The organism is Streptomyces sp. Je 1-79, from assembly GCF_025195125.1.
Classification (GTDB): Bacteria; Actinomycetota; Actinomycetes; order Streptomycetales; family Streptomycetaceae; genus Streptomyces.
Map to the genome: position 1 here is coordinate 173,163 of NZ_JAMGSL010000012.1, position 16,551 is coordinate 189,713.

Consider the following 16,551-nt stretch of genomic DNA (forward strand, 5'->3'; position numbering starts at 1 on the left):
GTAAGGGAGTTGGGACAATGGGGCGTGACGCGATGACGGACCTCCTCGCCCTGGCCGGGGCCGTGATCCGCGCCCCCCTCACCCGGGCACGCCCGCACGCCCCGCTGCCCCGGACCCGGATCACCCGGGGCCCGCTGCGCGTGGACGAGGCCCGCCTCACGGCGTACGCACGCGTCTGCGGCTTCCGCCACGCCGACGGCACGCTGCCGCTGACCTACCCCCACGTCCTCGGCTTTCCCGCGGCGATGCGGCTGATGTGCCGCCGGGACTTCCCGCTCCCCCTGCTGGGACTCGTCCACACGTGGATCACGATCACCCGGCACGCCCCGCTGACGTCGGCGGATCGCCCCGAGATCACCGTGTACGCCAAGGAGTCGGCCCCGCACCGCCGGGGCACGGAGGTCACGATGGTGACGGAGGCACGGCTGGCGGGCCGGCTGGTGTGGGAGTCGGCGAGCGGCTATCTGGCGCGCCACCCGAGCACCGTGGACACCCCGCCCACGAAGCCCCCGCTCCTGCCCACGACCACCGAGTGGCACCTGCCGCCCGACCTCGGCCGCCGCTACGCGGCCGTCTCCGGCGACCGGAACCCGATCCACCTCCACCCGCTCACGGCACGGGCCTTCGGCTTCACACGCACCGTCGCGCACGGCATGTGGACGTTCGCCCGCTGCCTGGCGGAGCAGGACCCGACCGGCGAACAGGCCTACGCGCGAGCGGAGTTCAGGTCACCGGTCCTGCTGCCGTGCAGCGTCGGCCACGGCGCCGACGGCACGGGCGCCTTCCAGCTGAGGTCCGGCGACCGGCTGCACCTCACGGGCTTCAGCGGGGAGTACGAGGAGACCAGCGCTCGCTCTGCATGAGGTTGCCGAGCCCCGCCCAGGAGAAGTTCATCAGCGTCGCCGCCGACTCCCAGGCCGTCATCCCCGGCGTCTCGTTGGCCCAGGCCGCCAGCGACTCCGCGGCACCCACAAGGGCCTGGGACAGCCCGGCGACATCCCGCTCGGCCAGCTCGGGATCCCGCTTGGTCGCACGGTGCGTCTCCCGCGCGGCGGCCCCGATCAGCGTCCCCACGTACGCCACGATCTCGTCCCGCATCCGCGCCGCCTCACCGGCGAACGGCTCCCCGTGCGTCCGCGCCTGCCGGCTCAGCACCGCCCACCCGTCGGGATGCTCGGCGGCGTGCGTGAAGAAGGCGAGCAGCCCGGCCCACAACTGCTCCTCGGCCGGCAGCCGGGAGTCGACCCCGGCCGCGACGGCGGCGAGCAGCGCCTGCGCCTCGCGCCGGATACAGGCGGTGAAGAGCTCTTCCTTGGAGTTCAGATACAGATAGACCAGCGGCTTCGAGACGCCCGCGAGCTCGGCGATCTCGTCCATGGACGCGGCCTGGTACCCCCGCTGCCCGAAGGTCTGCACGGCAGCGTCCATCATCTGCCGCTCACGCACTTCCCGCGGCATCCGCTTGACCTTCGTGGCGCCCACCTCGCCCATCCTTCCCCAGCCCCCGCCTGCCTGACCGGGAGAGAGCCTACGTGCCCGCCACCCGTGCCCGGGCGGGACGGCCGCTGCTCTGGCTCGTTCCCGCCTTGCGGCCGCGCAACCGGACGACGACTCCTTCCCGGTCACGCGGCCGGGCGATCCCCCGCCTCGCGGCAGTCCGCGCACCGCTCGTCCGGATCGTGACTGCGGAAGGCGCGCTCGCAGCCGTCGCAGGTGATCAGGGGCGGCGGCCCGACCGGAGGCGGGCCCTCGGCCGGGAGCGGGGGCGGGAGATGGACGCTGAGGCGGTACCCCAGGAAGCGGGCCGGATGGTGGATGGGAACCGGTTGGGGCGGAAGGCTCGCGGTGAGGGTGCGGGTGATCTGCGCGGGGCTGACGGCACGGGCGAGCCAGATGTCGACGGCGGGAACGAGGTGGCCGATGTCCCGAACGGAGAGCGTCAGCCGGGGATCGACGCCCCGAAGCCGAGCAAGCAGATCGGCGGCGGGGCCGCCGGGGAGGGCAGTGGCGGCGGGGCGGACGGGTGGGGGTGACGGCTCGGGGAGGGGGTCCGGGTCGCGAACTTGCCGCCACCGACGGGGAGTCGGGGTCGGGCGAGGTATCCGGCGCACTCCAGCTCGTTGAGCGCCCGGCGGACGGTCTTCTCGCCCTCCCGGAAGCGGAGTGCGAGCGCCTTGGCGGTCACGGAGACCCCGTCGGGCAGCGACTGGATGTACACGGCGAGCCCGATCGCGGCGGCGGAGAGCTTCTCGTGCTGGGCGAGGTGGTTGCCGACCACGGTGAAGCGTTCGGTGTGGCGATGCCGGATGTGGATCACACCGGGGCGGGGCGCGCCGTCGGGAATCGCGCGGGACAGGGGATGCGCGGACACGGCCGCGTTAGACTGCGGATCAGCCATTGGGAAGGTATCGCTTCCTGAGCGGTCAGGCCCTCGTCAGGATTGCCGTCCTGCCGGGGGCCGAGTTGCATATGCCATGTGACGTGGCCGACCGTACCTCACCGATCCGCGTTTCCAACACTGTGTCACCCGATGGTGTGACATGGTCAGTTGGGGGGGGTCGGGGGGTGGTTGGGTGGGTTCTCTCCCGTTCCTTTTCCTTTTACGGCGCACGCCACCGGAGCGCGCGCCGACGCGCCCCGGTGGGTGGACCCTGGACCTCAGATCCCCTTGATGTGATCCACGAACGCGGCCCACGCGGGGGCGGGGACGAGTAGGGCGGGGCCGGTGGGGTTCTTGCTGTCCCGGACGGGGACGGTGCCGGGAATGTTGTCGGCGACCTCGACGCAGTCGCCGCCGCCGCCGTCGCTGAACGAGCTCTTGCGCCACGCCGCAGCGGTCAGGTCGACTCGGGTATGACTCATGGTCCGAACTCCTCCATCGCCTGCTGGATCAAGGCCGTTGATGCCTCCGGCGCCAACGCTCTGGCATGTACAAGATCGTAACGATAGGAGTGGCGGGCGACCATGGCTCTGTCCTCCACGAGTTCGCCGGAGTGTCCGGCCTCCAGGTAGGCCACGTCGGGGCTGTTCTCGAAGGAGAGCACGGTGAGGGAGCCGCCCATCGCGGAGTGCCCGCCCGCGGCAAAGGGAAGCACCTGGATCTCGATGTAGGGCGCCTTCGCCGCCTCGACGACGACTGCCAGTTGGTCGCGCATCACCGCTCCACCGGCAACCGGGCGCCGGATCACCGCCTCGTCGAGAACGACCCAGAGCAGTGGCGGCCGCTTCCGCCTGAGCAGCGACTGCCGCTCCATCCGGGCCGTCACCATCTCCTCGATCTCGGCGGGTGTGCACCAGGGCTGCCCCAGGCGCAGCACCTCGCGCGCGTACTCCGCGGTCTGGAGCAGACCCGGCACGCTGTGCGCCATGTACTTGTGCATGGCGCTGGCCCTCGCTTCGTACTGCATGAACTTCCGTACCCAGTCCGAATACGGCGTCCGCCGTAAGTGCCCCCACAGGTCGACCAGGTCCCCCTCCGCACCCAGGATCGCGTCCAGCCTGCCGTTCACGTCCTCCGGCGGGACCTCCTTGCCCAGCTCGAACTGGGCGATGCGGCTGTGCGCGATGGGGATCCGGTCGCCCAACTGCCGTTGCGTGAGCCCCGCACGGCCCCGCAGCTTGCGCAGCTTCGTGCCGTACAGCGCGGCGAGGGACGCCGATGGATCGAGTTCTTTCGGTGCGGGCACAGGCGACCCCCGTTTTCGTTCCGCCACCGCGTAAACCGTTACCCCTGGTGATCGTAGCGACACGCATTCATGCTCGTCCGTGAAAGCACAGGACGACGAGGAGGATGCGCGGGCCATGGGAGCGATGGGGCGCGAGACGGCGGTCGACGAGATCAGGGACGCCCGGGCGGCACGGGACGAGCTGCGGGCGGCGCTGGCCGAGGTGGGCGTCCGGCTGCCGTCGCTGGGGCTCGATCTCGTGTCCCTGGCCAGTCCGCATCTGACACCGCTGGTGGACCTGGGGCGGTGCCGCCCGGACGTGGCGCGTCGGCTGGCCTCGGCGCTGCGGGCGGGCGGCGGCGGAACGCAGTGAAGCCCACGCCCCCGCGGTCGGGGGCATGGGCATCAAGGGCGCCTGGGCGCCGGGGCGTTACGCGGCGAGCGCCGGCTCGCGGTCGTCGACCGGGGAGGACGAGGCCGCGTTGTACGCGTCGACGTCCAGGATCTTCTCGCGGGCGGCGACGACGACCGGGACCAGCGCCTGGCCCGCGACGTTCGTGGCCGTGCGCATCATGTCCAGGATCGGGTCGATCGCCATCAGCAGGCCCACGCCCTCCAGCGGGAGGCCCAGCGTCGAGAGGGTCAGGGTCAGCATGACCGTCGCGCCGGTGAGGCCGGCCGTGGCCGCGGAGCCGACGACCGAGACGAAGGCGATCAGCAGGTAGTCCTGGATGCCCAGCTGCACGTCGAAGATCTGCGCGATGAAGATCGCGGCCAGCGCCGGGTAGATCGCGGCGCAGCCGTCCATCTTGGTCGTCGCGCCGAACGGGACGGCGAAGGAGGCGTACTCCTTCGGGACGCCGAGGCGCTCGGTGACCTTCTGGGTGACCGGCATCGTGCCGACCGAGGAGCGGGAGACGAAGGCCAGCTGGATGGCCGGCCATGCGCCCTTGAAGAACTGGATCGGGTTGACCTTGGCGACCGTCGCGAGCAGCAGCGGGTAGACGCCGAACATCACGAGGGCCGAGCCGATGTAGACGTCGGCGGTGAAGGTCGCGTACTTGCCGATCAGCTCCCAGCCGTAGTCGGCGATGGCGAAGCCGATGAGGCCGACGGTGCCGATGGGGGCGAGGCGGATGACCCACCACAGGGCCTTCTGGAGCAGTTCCAGGACCGACTCGGAGAGGGCCAGGATCGGCTTGGCGCGGTCACCGAGCTTCAGCGCGGCGATGCCGGCGACGGCGGCCATGAAGACGATCTGCAGGACGTTCAGCTCGGTGAACGGGGTGATGACGTCCGTCGGGACGATCCCGGTCAGGAAGTCGATCCAGGTGCCCTCGCGCTTCGGCAGCTTGCCGTCCTGCGGGGTGAGGCCGGTGCCGGCGCCCGGGTTGGTGATCAGGCCGATCGCGAGGCCGATGCCGACCGCGATCAGCGAGGTGATCATGAACCAGACCAGGGTCTGGGCGGCCAGCCGGGCGGCGTTGTTGACCTTGCGCAGGTTGGTGATCGACACCAGGATCGCGAAGAAGACGAGCGGGGCGACGGCCAGCTTCAGGAGCTGGACGAAGATGTCGCCGACCTGGCCGAGGGTCTCCTTCAGCCAGCTGACGTCCTGGCTGCGGGCGAGCCAGCCGAGCAGGACGCCGAGGACGAGGCCGGCGACTATCTGGGCCCAGAAGGGGACCTTGGGTATGCGGGAGGAAGCCGGGGACTTCGTCTCGGGCGTGGCGGACGCGGACACAGACACACTCCACAGGTGCGTATCGGGGAAATACGGGGACGGGGGTGCGGTACACACGCGCTCAGGCGGTACCGCTGCATGATGCCGGGGTCAGAGCTCGCGGCAACAGACCGCGGACATACAGCGGCACAGATCGACATGCAGGCGCGCCACGAGCGGGGTGCTCGCGGCATCGTGGAGGCGCACTGCTGTCTTCATGGCGGATACGTTAACACTTGAACTTTGAGAACCTCAAAGCCCTTCTTTGAGGTGACGAGACCCCTCCCTCGCCTCCGAAACGCAGAACACCCCGGTCAGGAGCCTTCGAAGCTCCCGTCCGGGGTGTCATTCCAGGACAAGCTGTGATGAACCTTACGTGGTTCCTACACGGTTTCCCTACGCGTCCTCGCTGGCGCGGTTGGCCGCCAGGCGGCCCTTCGCCCGGTCCACCTTGGCGACGATCTGCTCGGACATCGCGTCCCGCTGGCCGCGCAGCAGCACGAAGCTGAGGGGCGCGGAGATCACGATGGAGAGCAGGAGCACCCAGAGCAGGTTGGAGTCGCCGAGGCCGCGCGGCAGCACGCCGATGTAGACGAGTCCCCAGAGGGCGAAGAAGCAGCCGGCGAAGACGCCGAGGCGCATCAGGGTGTACCGGAGGGTCGCTGCACCCGTTCCGTTCGCGGCCACGACGGCCCCTTTCTCTGTCTGTGCGGATTCGCCCGTCAAGTGAAGCACGGACCGAAATCGATCAGTTCAGCGGGAGCAGCATGAAGATGTCGTCCCGGTCGTCGCCCTCGGCCACCCGGATGGCGCCGGGCACCCGCCCGACCTCCTTGTAGCCGCAGGAGCCGTAGAAGCGGTCGACGCCCGTGCCGCCCCGGCAGGTGAGGCGTATCGCCTCGATCCCCTCGAAGCCGCGCACGGCGTCCTCGACGGCGGCCATGAGGTCGCGCCCGTACCCCTTGCCCTGGTGGGAGGGGTGGACCATGACCGTGTAGAGCCAGACCCAGTGCCGCATCAGCCGGTGCGTGTTGTACGCGACGAAGGTGGTGGCGGCGACGGTGCCGTCCTCCTCGTACCCGACGACGATCCGCATCCGGCCCTCGGCCATGGCGGCGAGGTGCTTGACCAGCTCGGGCCTGACGTCGTCGGCGGTGACGGGAGGGACGAAGCCGACGGCGCCGCCCGCGTTGGAGACGTCCGCCCACAGGCGCAGGACGCCGTCCCGCAGCGCGGGGGTCACCGGCGGATCGAGTTCGAACTTCAGGGGCATCCGGCCGGGCCTCAGACGCGCATCGGCTGGGGCGACTCGCGGCGCTCCGCGTCCGGCCCCGGGTACTCGCGGATGATCTCGTAGCGCGTGTTGCGCTCCACCGGGCGGAAGCCGGCGTCCCGGATGAGCTCCAGCAGGTCGTCGCGGCCCAGCTTGTTCGGCGTGCCGTAGTTGTCGGCGTCGTGCGTGATCTTGTACTCGACGACCGAGCCGTCCATGTCGTCGGCGCCGTGCTGGAGGGCGAGCTGGGCGGTCTGGACGCCGTGCATGACCCAGAAGACCTTGACGTGCGGCACGTTGTCGAAGAGCAGCCGGGAGACGGCGAAGGTCTTCAGCGCCTCGGCGCCGGTGGCCATCGTCGTGCGCGCCTGGAGCTTGTTGCGGACCTTGCCGTCCTGCATGTCGACGAAGTCGTGCTGGTAGCGCAGCGGGATGAAGACCTGGAAGCCGCCGGTCTCGTCCTGGAGTTCGCGCAGCCGCAGCACGTGGTCGACGCGGTGCCGGGGCTCCTCGATGTGCCCGTACAGCATCGTGCTGGGGGTCTTCAGGCCCTTGGAGTGCGCCAGGCGGTGGATCCGGGACCAGTCCTCCCAGTGGGTGCGGTGGTCCACGATGTGCTGGCGGACCTCCCAGTCGAAGATCTCCGCGCCGCCGCCGGTGAGGGACTCCAGTCCGGCCTCGATCAGCTCGTCGAGGATGTCGGACGCGGACATGCCCGAGATGGTCTCGAAGTGGTGGATCTCGGTGGCGGTGAAGGCCTTGAGGGAGACGTTCGGGAGCGCCTTCTTCAGCTCGGAGAGCGAGCGGGGGTAGTAGCGCCAGGGCAGGTTGGGGTGGAGCCCGTTGACGATGTGCAGCTCGGTGAGGTTCTCGTTCTCCATCGCCTTGGCGAGGCGGACGGCCTCCTCGATGCGCATCGTGTACGCGTCCTTCTCGCCCGGCTTGCGCTGGAACGAGCAGTAGGCGCAGGACGCGGTGCACACGTTCGTCATGTTGAGGTGGCGGTTGACGTTGAAGTGGACGACGTCACCGTTCTTGCGGGTCCGGACCTCGTGGGCCAGGCCGCCGAGCCAGGCCAGGTCGTCGGACGCGTACAGCGCGATTCCGTCCTCGCGGCTCAGCCGCTCTCCGGAACGGACCTTCTGCTCCAGCTCGCGCTTGAGTCCCGCGTCCATCTGGCCGCCTCCCATGTCTGACGATTTCAGGCTCCACCCACCGTACTCTCAGCCCTCCTCGGGCAGATCTCCGACCCGGTTCTCCCACTTGGTGGAGAGCACGATCGTCGTACGGGTGCGGGAGACGCCCTTGGTGCCGGAGAGCCGGCGGATGGTCTTCTCCAGTCCGTCGACGTCGCTGACCCGGACCTTGAGCATGTAGGAGTCGTCGCCGGCGATGAACCAGCAGTCCTCGATCTCGGCGAGGTCCTTCAGACGGCGCGCCACGTCCTCGTGGTCGGCGGCGTCGGAGAGGGAGATGCCGATGAGGGCGGTGACGCCGAGGCCGAGCGAGGCGGCGTCGACCGTCGCGCGGTAGCCGGTGATGACCCCGGCCGACTCCAGGCGGTTGATCCGGTCGGTGACGGAGGGGCCGGAGAGCCCGACGAGCCGGCCGAGTTCGGCGTACGAAGCACGGCCGTTCTCGCGCAGAGCCTGGATGAGCTGCCTGTCCACGGCGTCCATAGGTACGAAGCCTTCCATTGTCCAGCGATACCGCGAGTTTAGGTATAGAATCTAAGGTACACAGGGGTCGACACCCTGTGAATCTTTCAATTGAACAAAGACGATCTTTCAGGAGTGGTGTTCACCGTGTACACGATCGAGATGGCCTACGCCCGTATGCGCGAGCTGCAGGAGCTGGCCAACCGCTCGCGTGCCCACCAGCCGTCCGCTTCACAGCGCGCCCCGAAGAAGCGCGCCGCCAAGAAGCGCTAATCCCCCCGAGAGCTCGCACCACCGCCGAGCTCTCCCTCCCAACGGCGGTACAGCCGGTGCGGCACCCCTGCCGCGTCGAGCACCCGCCCGGCGACGAAGTCCACCAGATCCTGGATGTGCGTCGCCCCCGCGTAGAACGCCGGAGAGGCGGGCAGCACCACGGCGCCCGCCTCGTCCAGCGCCACCAGGTGTTTCAGCGTCTGCCCGTTCAGCGGGGTCTCGCGCACCGCGACCACCAGCGGCCGGCGCTCCTTGAGCGTCACGCTCGCCACCCGCTGCAACAGGTCCTTCGAAAGTCCCAGCGCCACGCCCGCCACCGAGGCGGTCGACGCGGGCACGATCAGCATTCCCTTCACGGGGTACGAGCCGCTGCTCGGCCCCGCGGCCAGATCCCCGGCCGCCCAGTACCGCACGTCGTCCAGCGGGACGTCGAAGGTGCCCGGCTTCCCGTCGGCGCCCCGCGCCAGCCAGGCCGCCAGGTCCTCGCGCCAGTGCGCGTCCCGGAAGGCGATTCCCGTCTCGTCGAGCAGCGTCAGCCGCGACGCCCGCGAGACGACCAGGTCGACGCTCTCCCCCGCTGCGAGCAGCCCCCTCAGAACGGCGGCGGCGTACGGGGTTCCTGACGCCCCGGACACCCCGACCACCCAGGGACGACGCTGCTGTTCCTCTGCCTGCTCCACGCCGACGAGCCTATCCGGCCCGCCCCCGGTGGAACTGAGTAAGGTGACCCGAACGTTTCCGGGGGGAGGCGTACCGACCGCAGGGGGACGCGATGACCGATCCGCGAACGGGCGAGCGGCGTTCGGCCGACCGGGCCAAGACCGCCGCCGTGCTCATGCTCGTCTGGGTGGCCGCCCTCTGGGTCCTGGAGGCCGTCGACTTCGCGACCGGCCACGAGCTCGACGCCTACGGCATCGTCGCCCGCGACCCCGACAGCTTCGGCGGGATCCTCGCGGCGCCGTTCCTGCACTTCGGCTTCGGGCACGTCGCGTCCAACAGCCTCCCGCTGCTGATCTTCGGCTTCTTCGCCGCCCTCGGCGGCATCCGCCGCTTCGTGGCCGTCTGCGCGCTGATCGTCGTCGCCGACGGCATCGGCGTCTGGCTGATCTCCCCGTCGAACTCGATCACCGCGGGCGCCTCCGGCCTGGTCTTCGGCCTCTTCGGCTACCTCGTGGTCCGCGGCTTCGTGGAGCGCAGGCTTCTCGGCATCGCCGTGGGGGTGACGATCGCCGCCTTCTGGGGCGGAACGATCCTGCTCGGCATCTCCCCCGCCAACACCACGGTCAGCTGGCAGGGTCACCTCGTCGGCCTGGTCGCGGGCGTGGGCGCGGCCTTCCTCTTCCGCCCCGCCCGCAGGCCGGCCGCGCTCACCCCGTGAGTCACGCGGTGCGTCACAGCGTGAGGCCGCGCATCACCAGGTCGATCAGGGCGCACAGGAACAGCGAGATCCCGATGAAGCCGTTCGTCGTGAAGAAGGCGCGGTTCAGGCGGGACAGGTCGTGCGGCTTCACGATCGTGTGCTCGTAGCAGAACGCCGCGATCACGATCACCAGGCCGACCCAGAAGAACAGCCCCGCGTCCGTCGCCAGCGCGTACCAGACCAGCAGCCCCGTCGTCACGACCGCCGAGGCACGCGCGCCCCAGAGCGCCGCCGGGACGCCGAAGCGGGCGGGCACCGACATGACGCCCTGGGCACGGTCGGCCTGGACGTCCTGACAGGCGAAGATCAGGTCGAAGCCGCCGATCCAGATCCCGACCGCGAGCCCGAGGATCACCGCGTCCCAGGACCACTCCCCGGTCACCGCGAGCCAGGCCCCGATCGGCCCTATGGCCTGCGCGAGGCCGAGGATCGCGTGCGGGAAGTTCGTGAACCTCTTGCCGTACGGATAGACCACCATCGGCACCACGGCGAGCGGCGCGAGCGCCAGGCAGAGCGGGTTGAGCAGCGCGGCGGCCCCGAGGAAGACGACGACGGCGATCCCCGCCCCCGTCCACGCCGAGCGCAGCGACACGGCCCCGGTGACCAGCTCGCGCTGGGCGGTGCGCGGGTTCCGGGCGTCGATCTCGCGGTCGATGATGCGGTTGCAGGCCATCGCGAAGGTCCGCAGCCCGACCATGCAGACGGTGACGAGCAGCAGCGTGACCCAGTGGATGCTCCGGTCCAGCTGGAACATCGCGGTCAGCGAGGCGATGTACGCGAACGGCAGCGCGAAGACCGAGTGCTCGATCATCACCAGCCGCAGGAACGCCTTGGTGCGCCCGGGCTGGGCGCCGGGTACGGCCGCGGTGGTCACAGGCCGTACTCCTTCCAGCGGCGGTCCACCAGGGCCGCCGTCGCCGGGTCGGACTCCACCATGTCCGGCCAGCCGCCGTCCCGGGTGTAGCCCTCCTCGGGCAGCTTCCTCGTCGCGTCGATGCCCGCCTTGCCGCCCCAGAACTGCTGGTACGAGGCGTGGTCCAGGTGGTCCACCGGGCCCTCGACGACCGTGAGGTCGCGGGCGTAGTCGGTGTTGCCGAGCGCCCGCCAGGAGACCTCGTGCAGGTCGTGGACGTCGCAGTCCTTGTCCACGATGACGATCAGCTTGGTCAGCGACATCATGTGCGCACCCCAGATGGCGTGCATGACCTTCTGCGCGTGCTTCGGGTACTTCTTGTCGATCGAGATGATCGCGCAGTTGTGGAAGCCGCCCGACTCGGGCAGGTGGTAGTCCACGATGTCCGGCACGATGATCTTGAGGAGCGGCAGGAAGAAACGCTCCGTCGCGCGCCCCAGCGGCCCGTCCTCCGTCGGCGGCCGGCCGACCACGATCGACTGGAGCAGCGGACGCTTCCGCATGGTGACGCAGTCGATCTTCAGCGCGGGGAACGGTTCCTGCGGCGTGTAGAAGCCGGTGTGGTCGCCGAAGGGGCCCTCCGGGAGCATCTCGCCCGGCTCCAGCCAGCCCTCGATGACGACCTCGGCGTTGGCCGGCACCTGGAGCGGCACGGTCTTGCAGTCGACCATCTCGATCCGCTTGCCCTGCACGAAACCGGCGAAGAGGTACTCGTCGATGTCGCCGGGCAGCGGCGCCGTCGAGGCGTACGTCACGGCCGGCGGGCAGCCGAAGGCGATCGCGACCGGCAGCCGCTCGCCCCGCTCGGCCGCCACCGCGTAGTGGTTGCGGCTGTCCTTGTGGATCTGCCAGTGCATGCCGATCGTGCGCTTGTCGTGGCGCTGGAGGCGGTAGAGACCGAGATTGCGCACACCCGTCTCCGGGTGCTTGGTGTGCGTCAGACCGAGGTTGAAGAAGGACCCGCCGTCCTTGGGCCAGGTGAAGAGCGCGGGCAGCAGGTCCAGGTCGACGTCGTCGCCGGTCAGGACGGTCTCCTGGACGGGGGCGTCCTTCACCTTCTTCGGCGGCACGTGGACCATGGAGCCGAGCTTGCCGAACGCCTCGCGCACCCCGACGAAACCCTGCGGAAGCTCGGGCTTGAGCAGCCCGCCGATCTTCTCGCTGATCTCGCCGTACGACTTCAGACCCAGCGCCTTGAGCAGCCGCCGGTCGGTCCCGAAGACGTTCATCGCGAGCGGCATGGCGGAGCCCTTGACGTTCTCGAAGAGCAGCGCCGGGCCTCCCCCCTTGTTCACCCGGTCGACGATCTCCCCGACCTCCAGGTACGGATCGACTTCGGCCTTGATGCGCTTGAGGTCGCCTTCGCGCTCAAGGGCCCTGAGCAGCGAGCGGAGATCGTCGTAAGCCATGGGGCCCAGTATCGGCCACCGGCTACGCTTGGCTTGTCACCGGGGCCGAGGAAACGAACCCCGCCACTGGATCCAGGGGGCTGTCCCACATGCTCAGGGCGCTGATGTTCATCCTGCCGCTGGCGCTGACGATCTACGCCTGCATCGACTGCGTGACCACCCCCGAAGAAGAGACCAAGCACCTGCCCAAGCTGGCCTGGGTCGTCCTCATCCTGCTGTTCCCGATCGCCGCCCCGATCGTGTGGTTCTTCGCGGGCAAGGACCGCCGGCGCGGCTTCACCGCCGGCGGCCGCGGGGCGAACCAGTGGGTCGCCCCGGACGACAACCCCGAGTTCCTGAAGTCGCTCCGTGAGGACGAGAAGCCGCCGCGCGCCGCGGACGAGCCGAAGGACGAGGAGCCGAGCGAGCAGGACGAGCAGGACCGCGACAAGGACAAGTGATGGAGCTCCGGCTCCTCGTCACCTTCGAGAAGGTGGCGGCTGTCCTCTCCTTCACCCGCGCCGCCGCCGACCTGCGGTACGCCCAGTCCAGCGTGACCGGCCAGATCCGCTCCCTGGAATCCTCCCTCGGCGTGGAGCTGTTCGAACGTCTCGGCAGCCGCATCCGGCTCACCGAGGCCGGTGAGCGGCTCCTGCCGTACGCCCGCCGGATCATCGAGCTGTCCGAGGAGGCGCGGGCCGCGGTCGTGGAGACCGAGGAGGAGCCGGCGGGGACGATCGCGGTGGGCACGATGGAGTCGTTGACCTCCTACCGGCTGCCGCCGCTCCTGGAGCTCTTCCACCACCGCTATCCGAAGGTGCGGTTGTCGCTCCGCCCGACCCTCGGCGACGAGACCCGGCAGGCGCTGCGCCAGGGGACGTACGACATCGGCTTCCTGATGGAGCCCGAGACCGAACACGCCGGCCTGGAGAGCGAGGTGCTGGCCGAGGAGCCGCTGGTGCTCGTCGGCTCCCCGCGTCACCCGCTCGCGGGGCGTACGGGTCTGGTCTCCGCGGACCTCGCGGCGGGTCAGCTGGTGGGGACCGAGCCGGGGTGCCCGTACCGCGATCTGTTCGAGCGAGAGCTTCGGGAATGGTCCCCGCCGTTCATGGAGTTCGGCACGCTGGAGGCGACCAAGCGGGGTGTGGCGGGCGGCCTGGGCATCGCCCTCGTGCCCCGGGTCACCGTCTCCGAGGAGTTGGCGTCCGGGGCACTGGTGGAGCTGGACTGGCGTCCGCCGTTCACGCTCTTCACGCAGATCGCGTGGCGGCGGGGGAAGCGGCTTCCGGCGCAGGTGCGGCTGTTCGTGGAGCAGGCGCGGCGGCTGGTGTCCGAGCAGCGAGGGTGACCTTCAGTCCGGCCAGGACGATCAGCGGGACGCCGAGCGCCTGGACGAGCCCGATGTGGTGTCCGTACACCGCCCAGTCGGCGAACATCGCGACGGCGGGGTAGGTGAAGGCGAGCACGGCGATCTTCGCGGTCGGCAGCTTCTGGTAGGCCGCGTACATCAGGACGTACATGAGTCCTGTGTGGATCAGGCCGAGCCCGGCGAGCCAGCCCCACCCGGCACCGAGCCGCGAGGCCGCGCCGAAGTCGGCGAAGGGCAGCAGCAGCGGGATGCCGACGAGCACCTGGACGAGGGCGATCAGGTGCGGCCGGACGCCGGTGATCCGCTTGGTGACGACCGTCGAGAGGGCGTAGAGCACGGCGGCGGCGAGCGCGAGGCCGAGCCCCTTGAGGGATGCGGTGTCCCCGGGCCGTACGCCGGACACGAGCACGAGCCCGACGAACGCCACCCCGAGCCAGCCGAGCTTGGCGGCGGTGATCCGCTCCCGGAAGAGCACGGCGCCGAGGACCACCAGGAAGAACGGCTGCGTGTGGTAGACGACGGTGGCGAAGGAGATCGACGTCGCCTCGTACGCCTCGAAGAGGAAGACCCAGTTGAAGACGATGAACGCCCCGCCGAGTGCGGCGAGCCCGAGCTTCCCCGGAGTCAGGCCGTGACCGGTGAAGTAGCCCCGGGCGAGGCTGTACGCGCCGAGGGCGGCGGCCCCGAAGAGGCAGCGGAAGAACACCACGTCGAAGGGTGACGCGCCGGACTCGACGACGAAGATGCCGAGGGTGCCGGAGAGCACCATGGCGAGGGTCAGTTCGAGGGTTCCCCTGGTCTCGTTTCTCATGACAGCGACGCTACGAACGGGTGCGGTCGCCGGTCCACGAGCCAGTGGGGCGTCCTTTCGATGGGGCCATCGGCGGAGCCGATGCCCCTTCGGCCCGCCCTGGCAACGGCGCAGCGCACGGCCCCGGACCAGGCGCCCGGAGGGCAGCCGCAGAACGCCCCCGGCGCGGCGGTGTGTCAGACCATGACGAGCCGGTCCACCAACAGCCGCACCCTCGGCTCAGCGTCCTCGGGCAGCAGGCGGCCCGCTCGGGTCAGCGTCGCCAGGCCGTGCAGGGCCGCCCAGAACACCTCCGTGAACATCCCCGGGTGGACGCCCTCGCCGGCGACCTCGGCGAGGCACTCCAGCAGGGCGGCGAAGGCGTCCTTCAGTGGCTCGGGGGTGTCCTCCTGCGCGTACGCCAGGCCTCCGTCGAGCTGGAACAAGGCGTCGTAGACCGCCGGATTGCGCTCGGCGAAGTCGAGGTAGGCGCGGGCGAGGGCGTCGACCCGTTCGCGCGGGCCGTCCGCGGCGGCGGTCGCGGCACGCACCGCCGCGGCGAGCTCGGCGGCGCCCTCCAGGGCGACAGCGCCGATGATCTCGCGCTTCCCGCGGAAGTGGCTGTAGAGGACGGGCTGGCTGTATTCGATGCGCTCGGCGAGCCGACGGGTGGTGACCGCGTCCCAGCCCTGCTGCTCGGCGAGTTCGCGGGCCGTCGCCACGATGAGGCGCTCGCGCTCCGCCCGTTCGCGCTCCTTGCGTTCCTTTACCGACATGCATGGATTCTAGCACCGCTAGACAACCGAGCGGCAGCAGTACTAGCGTTGCCTCATCAGCTAGCAACGCTAGATATGAGGAGGGGTCATCATGCTCAACGTGCTCGAGGTCGTCACCACCGTGGTCGTCGGCCTGATGGTGGGGGTGGAATTCTCCGTCGCCTTCATCATGAACCGGATCCTGGACGCGCTTCCCGAGGACAGCGGGCAGATCGGCCACGCCCACGGCGGCCGGATGCTCGGCACCCTGATGCCGTTCTGGTACATCGGCTCGCTCGTCCTCAGCGGGATCTGGGCCGTCGCCGGATGGCACCACCACGGCGCCGGACTCGTCGTCACCGCCGCCGGACTGCTGATCCTCAGCGTGGTCATGTCGATCCTGTTGCTCGTCCCGATCAACAACCGAAACAAGACCTGGACCCCCGAGAACCGGCCCGCCGACTGGAAGCAGCAGCTGCACCGCTGGAACCGCTACCACTACCTCCGCGTCGCCGTCATCATCGCCGCGTTCACCCTGCTGGTCGCCGCCCTCGCCTGATGCAGCTGCCACTGAGATCCCACCCGATCCGCGCCCTAGCCGGTCGGAGTGTGACAGGGGCACCCGCACACGAGGTGGCGGACCTCCCGTACGCCCGTCTCGCGGTGGACCCCGTCCCGGCAGCGGTCGTGGCGGCCGACCGTGCAGCGCGGTGACCGGAACTCCGGCTCGGGCCCGTCCGCGAGGGCGCGGGTCACCAGGGAGAGGCTCACGGCGTCGGCGATCTCCGGAGTCACCCACCAGCCGTCACCCGCACGGTCCCGGTGCGGGCCGTCGTGCCCCACGTCCAGCACGCAGACCGAGCCGCCCCACACCGGCCGCACCACCTCCGGGATCGCGAGCACCGACCGCCTCGCCCCACAGCGGCTCATCGGGCACTCCCGGCATGGATGTTCCGGTGATCGACGTCCACCCCGACCGTCGCCAGCCACAGCGCCCGTCGGCGCCTGCGCTGTGCACGGGCCGTCAGATACGGGCGCTCCAGGGGCGAGCGGGCGCCGTCGAGGAGCGCCGTCCGCTCCTGGGCGTACGGTGACCGCCGCGTCGGGGCGGGTGACGCGGGGCGGGGCCGGCGGTGGCGGCGGTGGGTGACCGTGCGGGGACGGTGCCTGCCGGTGGGCGGCAGGGTCAGCACGAGCAGCCCCAGCAGTACGGGAAGCAGCGCCCTGCCCAACAAACGCGCGATAGGGTTCCGCACGTCATCAACTCCTCTAGCGGTTGGTGGCCATGCCCCGGGACCGATACCAGCGGTCGCCGGGGTTCTTC

Annotated in this window: 23 protein-coding genes; 7 read left to right on the plus strand and 16 right to left on the minus strand. The window is 70.2% G+C overall.

Annotated features, from left to right (window positions below; all coding sequences use genetic code 11):
• Positions 1 to 32: 32 nt before the first annotated feature.
• Positions 33 to 863 (plus strand): MaoC/PaaZ C-terminal domain-containing protein, encoded by an 831-nt coding sequence (locus tag M5362_RS24825; RefSeq protein ID WP_260230024.1) that lies wholly within the window; start codon positions 33 to 35, stop codon positions 861 to 863.
• On the opposite strand, the gene M5362_RS24830 is transcribed toward M5362_RS24825, so the two are convergent.
• The 4 genes from M5362_RS24830 to M5362_RS24845 all read right to left on the minus strand — a co-directional run bounded on the left by M5362_RS24830 (position 823) and on the right by M5362_RS24845 (position 3,686).
• On the minus strand, positions 823 to 1,482 hold the full coding sequence (locus M5362_RS24830; protein ID WP_260229945.1) for a TetR/AcrR family transcriptional regulator: 660 nt from the start codon (positions 1,480 to 1,482) through the stop codon (positions 823 to 825). The genes M5362_RS24825 and M5362_RS24830 overlap by 41 nt on opposite strands.
• Before the next feature lie 457 nt (positions 1,483 to 1,939).
• Complete coding sequence (locus M5362_RS33200) at positions 1,940 to 2,371, minus strand: hypothetical protein (protein ID WP_308354908.1); 432 nt, start codon at positions 2,369 to 2,371, stop codon at positions 1,940 to 1,942.
• Positions 2,372 to 2,658: 287 nt separating this feature from the next.
• Entirely contained in the window at positions 2,659 to 2,862 is a 204-nt protein-coding gene (locus M5362_RS24840; protein ID WP_260229946.1) for a DUF397 domain-containing protein, read from the minus strand.
• Entirely contained in the window at positions 2,859 to 3,686 is an 828-nt protein-coding gene (locus M5362_RS24845) for a helix-turn-helix transcriptional regulator (RefSeq protein ID WP_260229947.1), read from the minus strand. Before M5362_RS24845 ends, M5362_RS24840 begins: the two co-directional genes overlap by 4 nt.
• A gap of 79 nt (positions 3,687 to 3,765) precedes the next feature.
• Here M5362_RS24845 and M5362_RS24850 point away from each other — a divergent pair, with 79 nt between their 5' ends.
• Complete coding sequence (locus M5362_RS24850; protein ID WP_308354909.1) at positions 3,766 to 4,038, plus strand: hypothetical protein; 273 nt, start codon at positions 3,766 to 3,768, stop codon at positions 4,036 to 4,038.
• Positions 4,039 to 4,095: 57 nt separating this feature from the next.
• On the opposite strand, the gene M5362_RS24855 is transcribed toward M5362_RS24850, so the two are convergent.
• The 5 genes from M5362_RS24855 to M5362_RS24875 form a co-directional block, all read right to left on the minus strand.
• Positions 4,096 to 5,409 carry a dicarboxylate/amino acid:cation symporter gene (locus M5362_RS24855; protein ID WP_260229948.1) on the minus strand — a complete coding sequence of 438 codons (1,314 nt, stop codon included), beginning with the start codon at positions 5,407 to 5,409 and terminating at the stop codon, positions 4,096 to 4,098.
• Between the two features lie 375 nt (positions 5,410 to 5,784).
• On the minus strand, positions 5,785 to 6,075 hold the full coding sequence (locus M5362_RS24860) for a DUF4229 domain-containing protein (RefSeq protein WP_260229949.1): 291 nt from the start codon (positions 6,073 to 6,075) through the stop codon (positions 5,785 to 5,787).
• Between the two features lie 61 nt (positions 6,076 to 6,136).
• Positions 6,137 to 6,661 (minus strand): GNAT family N-acetyltransferase, encoded by a 525-nt coding sequence (locus M5362_RS24865; protein ID WP_260229950.1) that lies wholly within the window; start codon positions 6,659 to 6,661, stop codon positions 6,137 to 6,139.
• 11 nt (positions 6,662 to 6,672) lie between these two features.
• The gene (gene mqnE, locus M5362_RS24870) at positions 6,673 to 7,836 is read right to left on the minus strand and encodes an aminofutalosine synthase MqnE (RefSeq protein ID WP_260229951.1); all 1,164 of its coding nucleotides are present in this window, start codon (positions 7,834 to 7,836) and stop codon (positions 6,673 to 6,675) included.
• A 48-nt stretch (positions 7,837 to 7,884) separates the two neighbouring features.
• Positions 7,885 to 8,340, minus strand: coding sequence for an Lrp/AsnC family transcriptional regulator (locus tag M5362_RS24875; protein ID WP_260229952.1), 456 nt, complete (start codon positions 8,338 to 8,340; stop codon positions 7,885 to 7,887).
• 114 nt (positions 8,341 to 8,454) lie between these two features.
• On the opposite strand from M5362_RS24875, the gene M5362_RS24880 reads away from it, so the two are divergent.
• Positions 8,455 to 8,592, plus strand: coding sequence for a hypothetical protein (locus M5362_RS24880; RefSeq protein ID WP_260229953.1), 138 nt, complete (start codon positions 8,455 to 8,457; stop codon positions 8,590 to 8,592).
• Here M5362_RS24880 and M5362_RS24885 read toward each other — a convergent pair.
• Positions 8,589 to 9,272 carry a UbiX family flavin prenyltransferase gene (locus M5362_RS24885; protein ID WP_260229954.1) on the minus strand — a complete coding sequence of 228 codons (684 nt, stop codon included), beginning with the start codon at positions 9,270 to 9,272 and terminating at the stop codon, positions 8,589 to 8,591. The two genes, M5362_RS24880 and M5362_RS24885, sit on opposite strands and share 4 nt — an antisense overlap.
• Before the next feature lie 92 nt (positions 9,273 to 9,364).
• On the opposite strand from M5362_RS24885, the gene M5362_RS24890 reads away from it, so the two are divergent.
• On the plus strand, positions 9,365 to 9,970 hold the full coding sequence (locus M5362_RS24890; protein WP_260229955.1) for a rhomboid family intramembrane serine protease: 606 nt from the start codon (positions 9,365 to 9,367) through the stop codon (positions 9,968 to 9,970).
• Positions 9,971 to 9,983: 13 nt separating this feature from the next.
• Here M5362_RS24890 and mqnP read toward each other — a convergent pair whose 3' ends face one another.
• Together mqnP and M5362_RS24900 are read right to left on the minus strand one after the other, a co-directional pair.
• Positions 9,984 to 10,886: a menaquinone biosynthesis prenyltransferase MqnP gene (mqnP, locus tag M5362_RS24895; protein ID WP_260229956.1), complete on the minus strand. Its 903-nt coding sequence runs from the start codon at positions 10,884 to 10,886 to the stop codon at positions 9,984 to 9,986.
• The gene (locus M5362_RS24900; RefSeq protein ID WP_260229957.1) at positions 10,883 to 12,334 is read right to left on the minus strand and encodes a menaquinone biosynthesis decarboxylase; all 1,452 of its coding nucleotides are present in this window, start codon (positions 12,332 to 12,334) and stop codon (positions 10,883 to 10,885) included. The genes mqnP and M5362_RS24900 overlap by 4 nt, the downstream gene beginning before the upstream one ends.
• An 89-nt stretch (positions 12,335 to 12,423) precedes the next feature.
• Here M5362_RS24900 and M5362_RS24905 point away from each other — a divergent pair, with 89 nt between their 5' ends.
• Together M5362_RS24905 and M5362_RS24910 are read left to right on the plus strand one after the other, a co-directional pair.
• Positions 12,424 to 12,774, plus strand: a complete 351-nt coding sequence (locus M5362_RS24905; RefSeq protein ID WP_260229958.1) for a PLDc N-terminal domain-containing protein — start codon at positions 12,424 to 12,426, stop codon at positions 12,772 to 12,774.
• Entirely contained in the window at positions 12,774 to 13,661 is an 888-nt protein-coding gene (locus tag M5362_RS24910; RefSeq protein WP_260229959.1) for a LysR family transcriptional regulator, read from the plus strand. Before M5362_RS24905 ends, M5362_RS24910 begins: the two co-directional genes overlap by 1 nt.
• Here the strand turns inward: M5362_RS24910 and M5362_RS24915 are convergent.
• Both M5362_RS24915 and M5362_RS24920 read right to left on the minus strand, forming a co-directional pair.
• Complete coding sequence (locus tag M5362_RS24915) at positions 13,564 to 14,493, minus strand: DMT family transporter (RefSeq protein WP_260229960.1); 930 nt, start codon at positions 14,491 to 14,493, stop codon at positions 13,564 to 13,566. The two genes, M5362_RS24910 and M5362_RS24915, sit on opposite strands and share 98 nt — an antisense overlap.
• A 176-nt stretch (positions 14,494 to 14,669) precedes the next feature.
• Positions 14,670 to 15,248 (minus strand): TetR/AcrR family transcriptional regulator, encoded by a 579-nt coding sequence (locus M5362_RS24920; RefSeq protein ID WP_260229961.1) that lies wholly within the window; start codon positions 15,246 to 15,248, stop codon positions 14,670 to 14,672.
• A 91-nt stretch (positions 15,249 to 15,339) separates the two neighbouring features.
• Between M5362_RS24920 and M5362_RS24925 the strand changes: the two genes are divergently transcribed.
• The gene (locus tag M5362_RS24925) at positions 15,340 to 15,786 is read left to right on the plus strand and encodes a DUF1772 domain-containing protein (protein WP_260229962.1); all 447 of its coding nucleotides are present in this window, start codon (positions 15,340 to 15,342) and stop codon (positions 15,784 to 15,786) included.
• Between the two features lie 35 nt (positions 15,787 to 15,821).
• On the opposite strand, the gene M5362_RS24930 is transcribed toward M5362_RS24925, so the two are convergent.
• Entirely contained in the window at positions 15,822 to 16,157 is a 336-nt protein-coding gene (locus tag M5362_RS24930) for a hypothetical protein (protein ID WP_260229963.1), read from the minus strand.
• Positions 16,154 to 16,483, minus strand: coding sequence for a hypothetical protein (locus M5362_RS24935; protein WP_260229964.1), 330 nt, complete (start codon positions 16,481 to 16,483; stop codon positions 16,154 to 16,156). The genes M5362_RS24930 and M5362_RS24935 overlap by 4 nt, the downstream gene beginning before the upstream one ends.
• Positions 16,484 to 16,551: the final 68 nt, after the last annotated feature.

Coding starts and splice junctions, on each gene's coding strand:
- M5362_RS24865 (WP_260229950.1), bottom strand. CDS start 6,661: ATGCCCCTGAAGTTCGAACTCGATCCGCCGGTGACCCCCGCGCTGCGG.
- M5362_RS24825 (WP_260230024.1), top strand. CDS start 33: ATGACGGACCTCCTCGCCCTGGCCGGGGCCGTGATCCGCGCCCCCCTC.
- M5362_RS24910 (WP_260229959.1), top strand. CDS start 12,774: ATGGAGCTCCGGCTCCTCGTCACCTTCGAGAAGGTGGCGGCTGTCCTC.
- mqnE (WP_260229951.1), bottom strand. CDS start 7,836: ATGGACGCGGGACTCAAGCGCGAGCTGGAGCAGAAGGTCCGTTCCGGA.
- M5362_RS24905 (WP_260229958.1), top strand. CDS start 12,424: ATGCTCAGGGCGCTGATGTTCATCCTGCCGCTGGCGCTGACGATCTAC.
- M5362_RS24925 (WP_260229962.1), top strand. CDS start 15,340: ATGCTCAACGTGCTCGAGGTCGTCACCACCGTGGTCGTCGGCCTGATG.
- M5362_RS24915 (WP_260229960.1), bottom strand. CDS start 14,493: ATGAGAAACGAGACCAGGGGAACCCTCGAACTGACCCTCGCCATGGTG.
- M5362_RS24900 (WP_260229957.1), bottom strand. CDS start 12,334: ATGGCTTACGACGATCTCCGCTCGCTGCTCAGGGCCCTTGAGCGCGAA.
- M5362_RS24920 (WP_260229961.1), bottom strand. CDS start 15,248: ATGTCGGTAAAGGAACGCAAGGAGCGCGAACGGGCGGAGCGCGAGCGC.
- M5362_RS24930 (WP_260229963.1), bottom strand. CDS start 16,157: ATGAGCCGCTGTGGGGCGAGGCGGTCGGTGCTCGCGATCCCGGAGGTG.
- M5362_RS24840 (WP_260229946.1), bottom strand. CDS start 2,862: ATGAGTCATACCCGAGTCGACCTGACCGCTGCGGCGTGGCGCAAGAGC.
- M5362_RS24875 (WP_260229952.1), bottom strand. CDS start 8,340: ATGGACGCCGTGGACAGGCAGCTCATCCAGGCTCTGCGCGAGAACGGC.
- M5362_RS24890 (WP_260229955.1), top strand. CDS start 9,365: ATGACCGATCCGCGAACGGGCGAGCGGCGTTCGGCCGACCGGGCCAAG.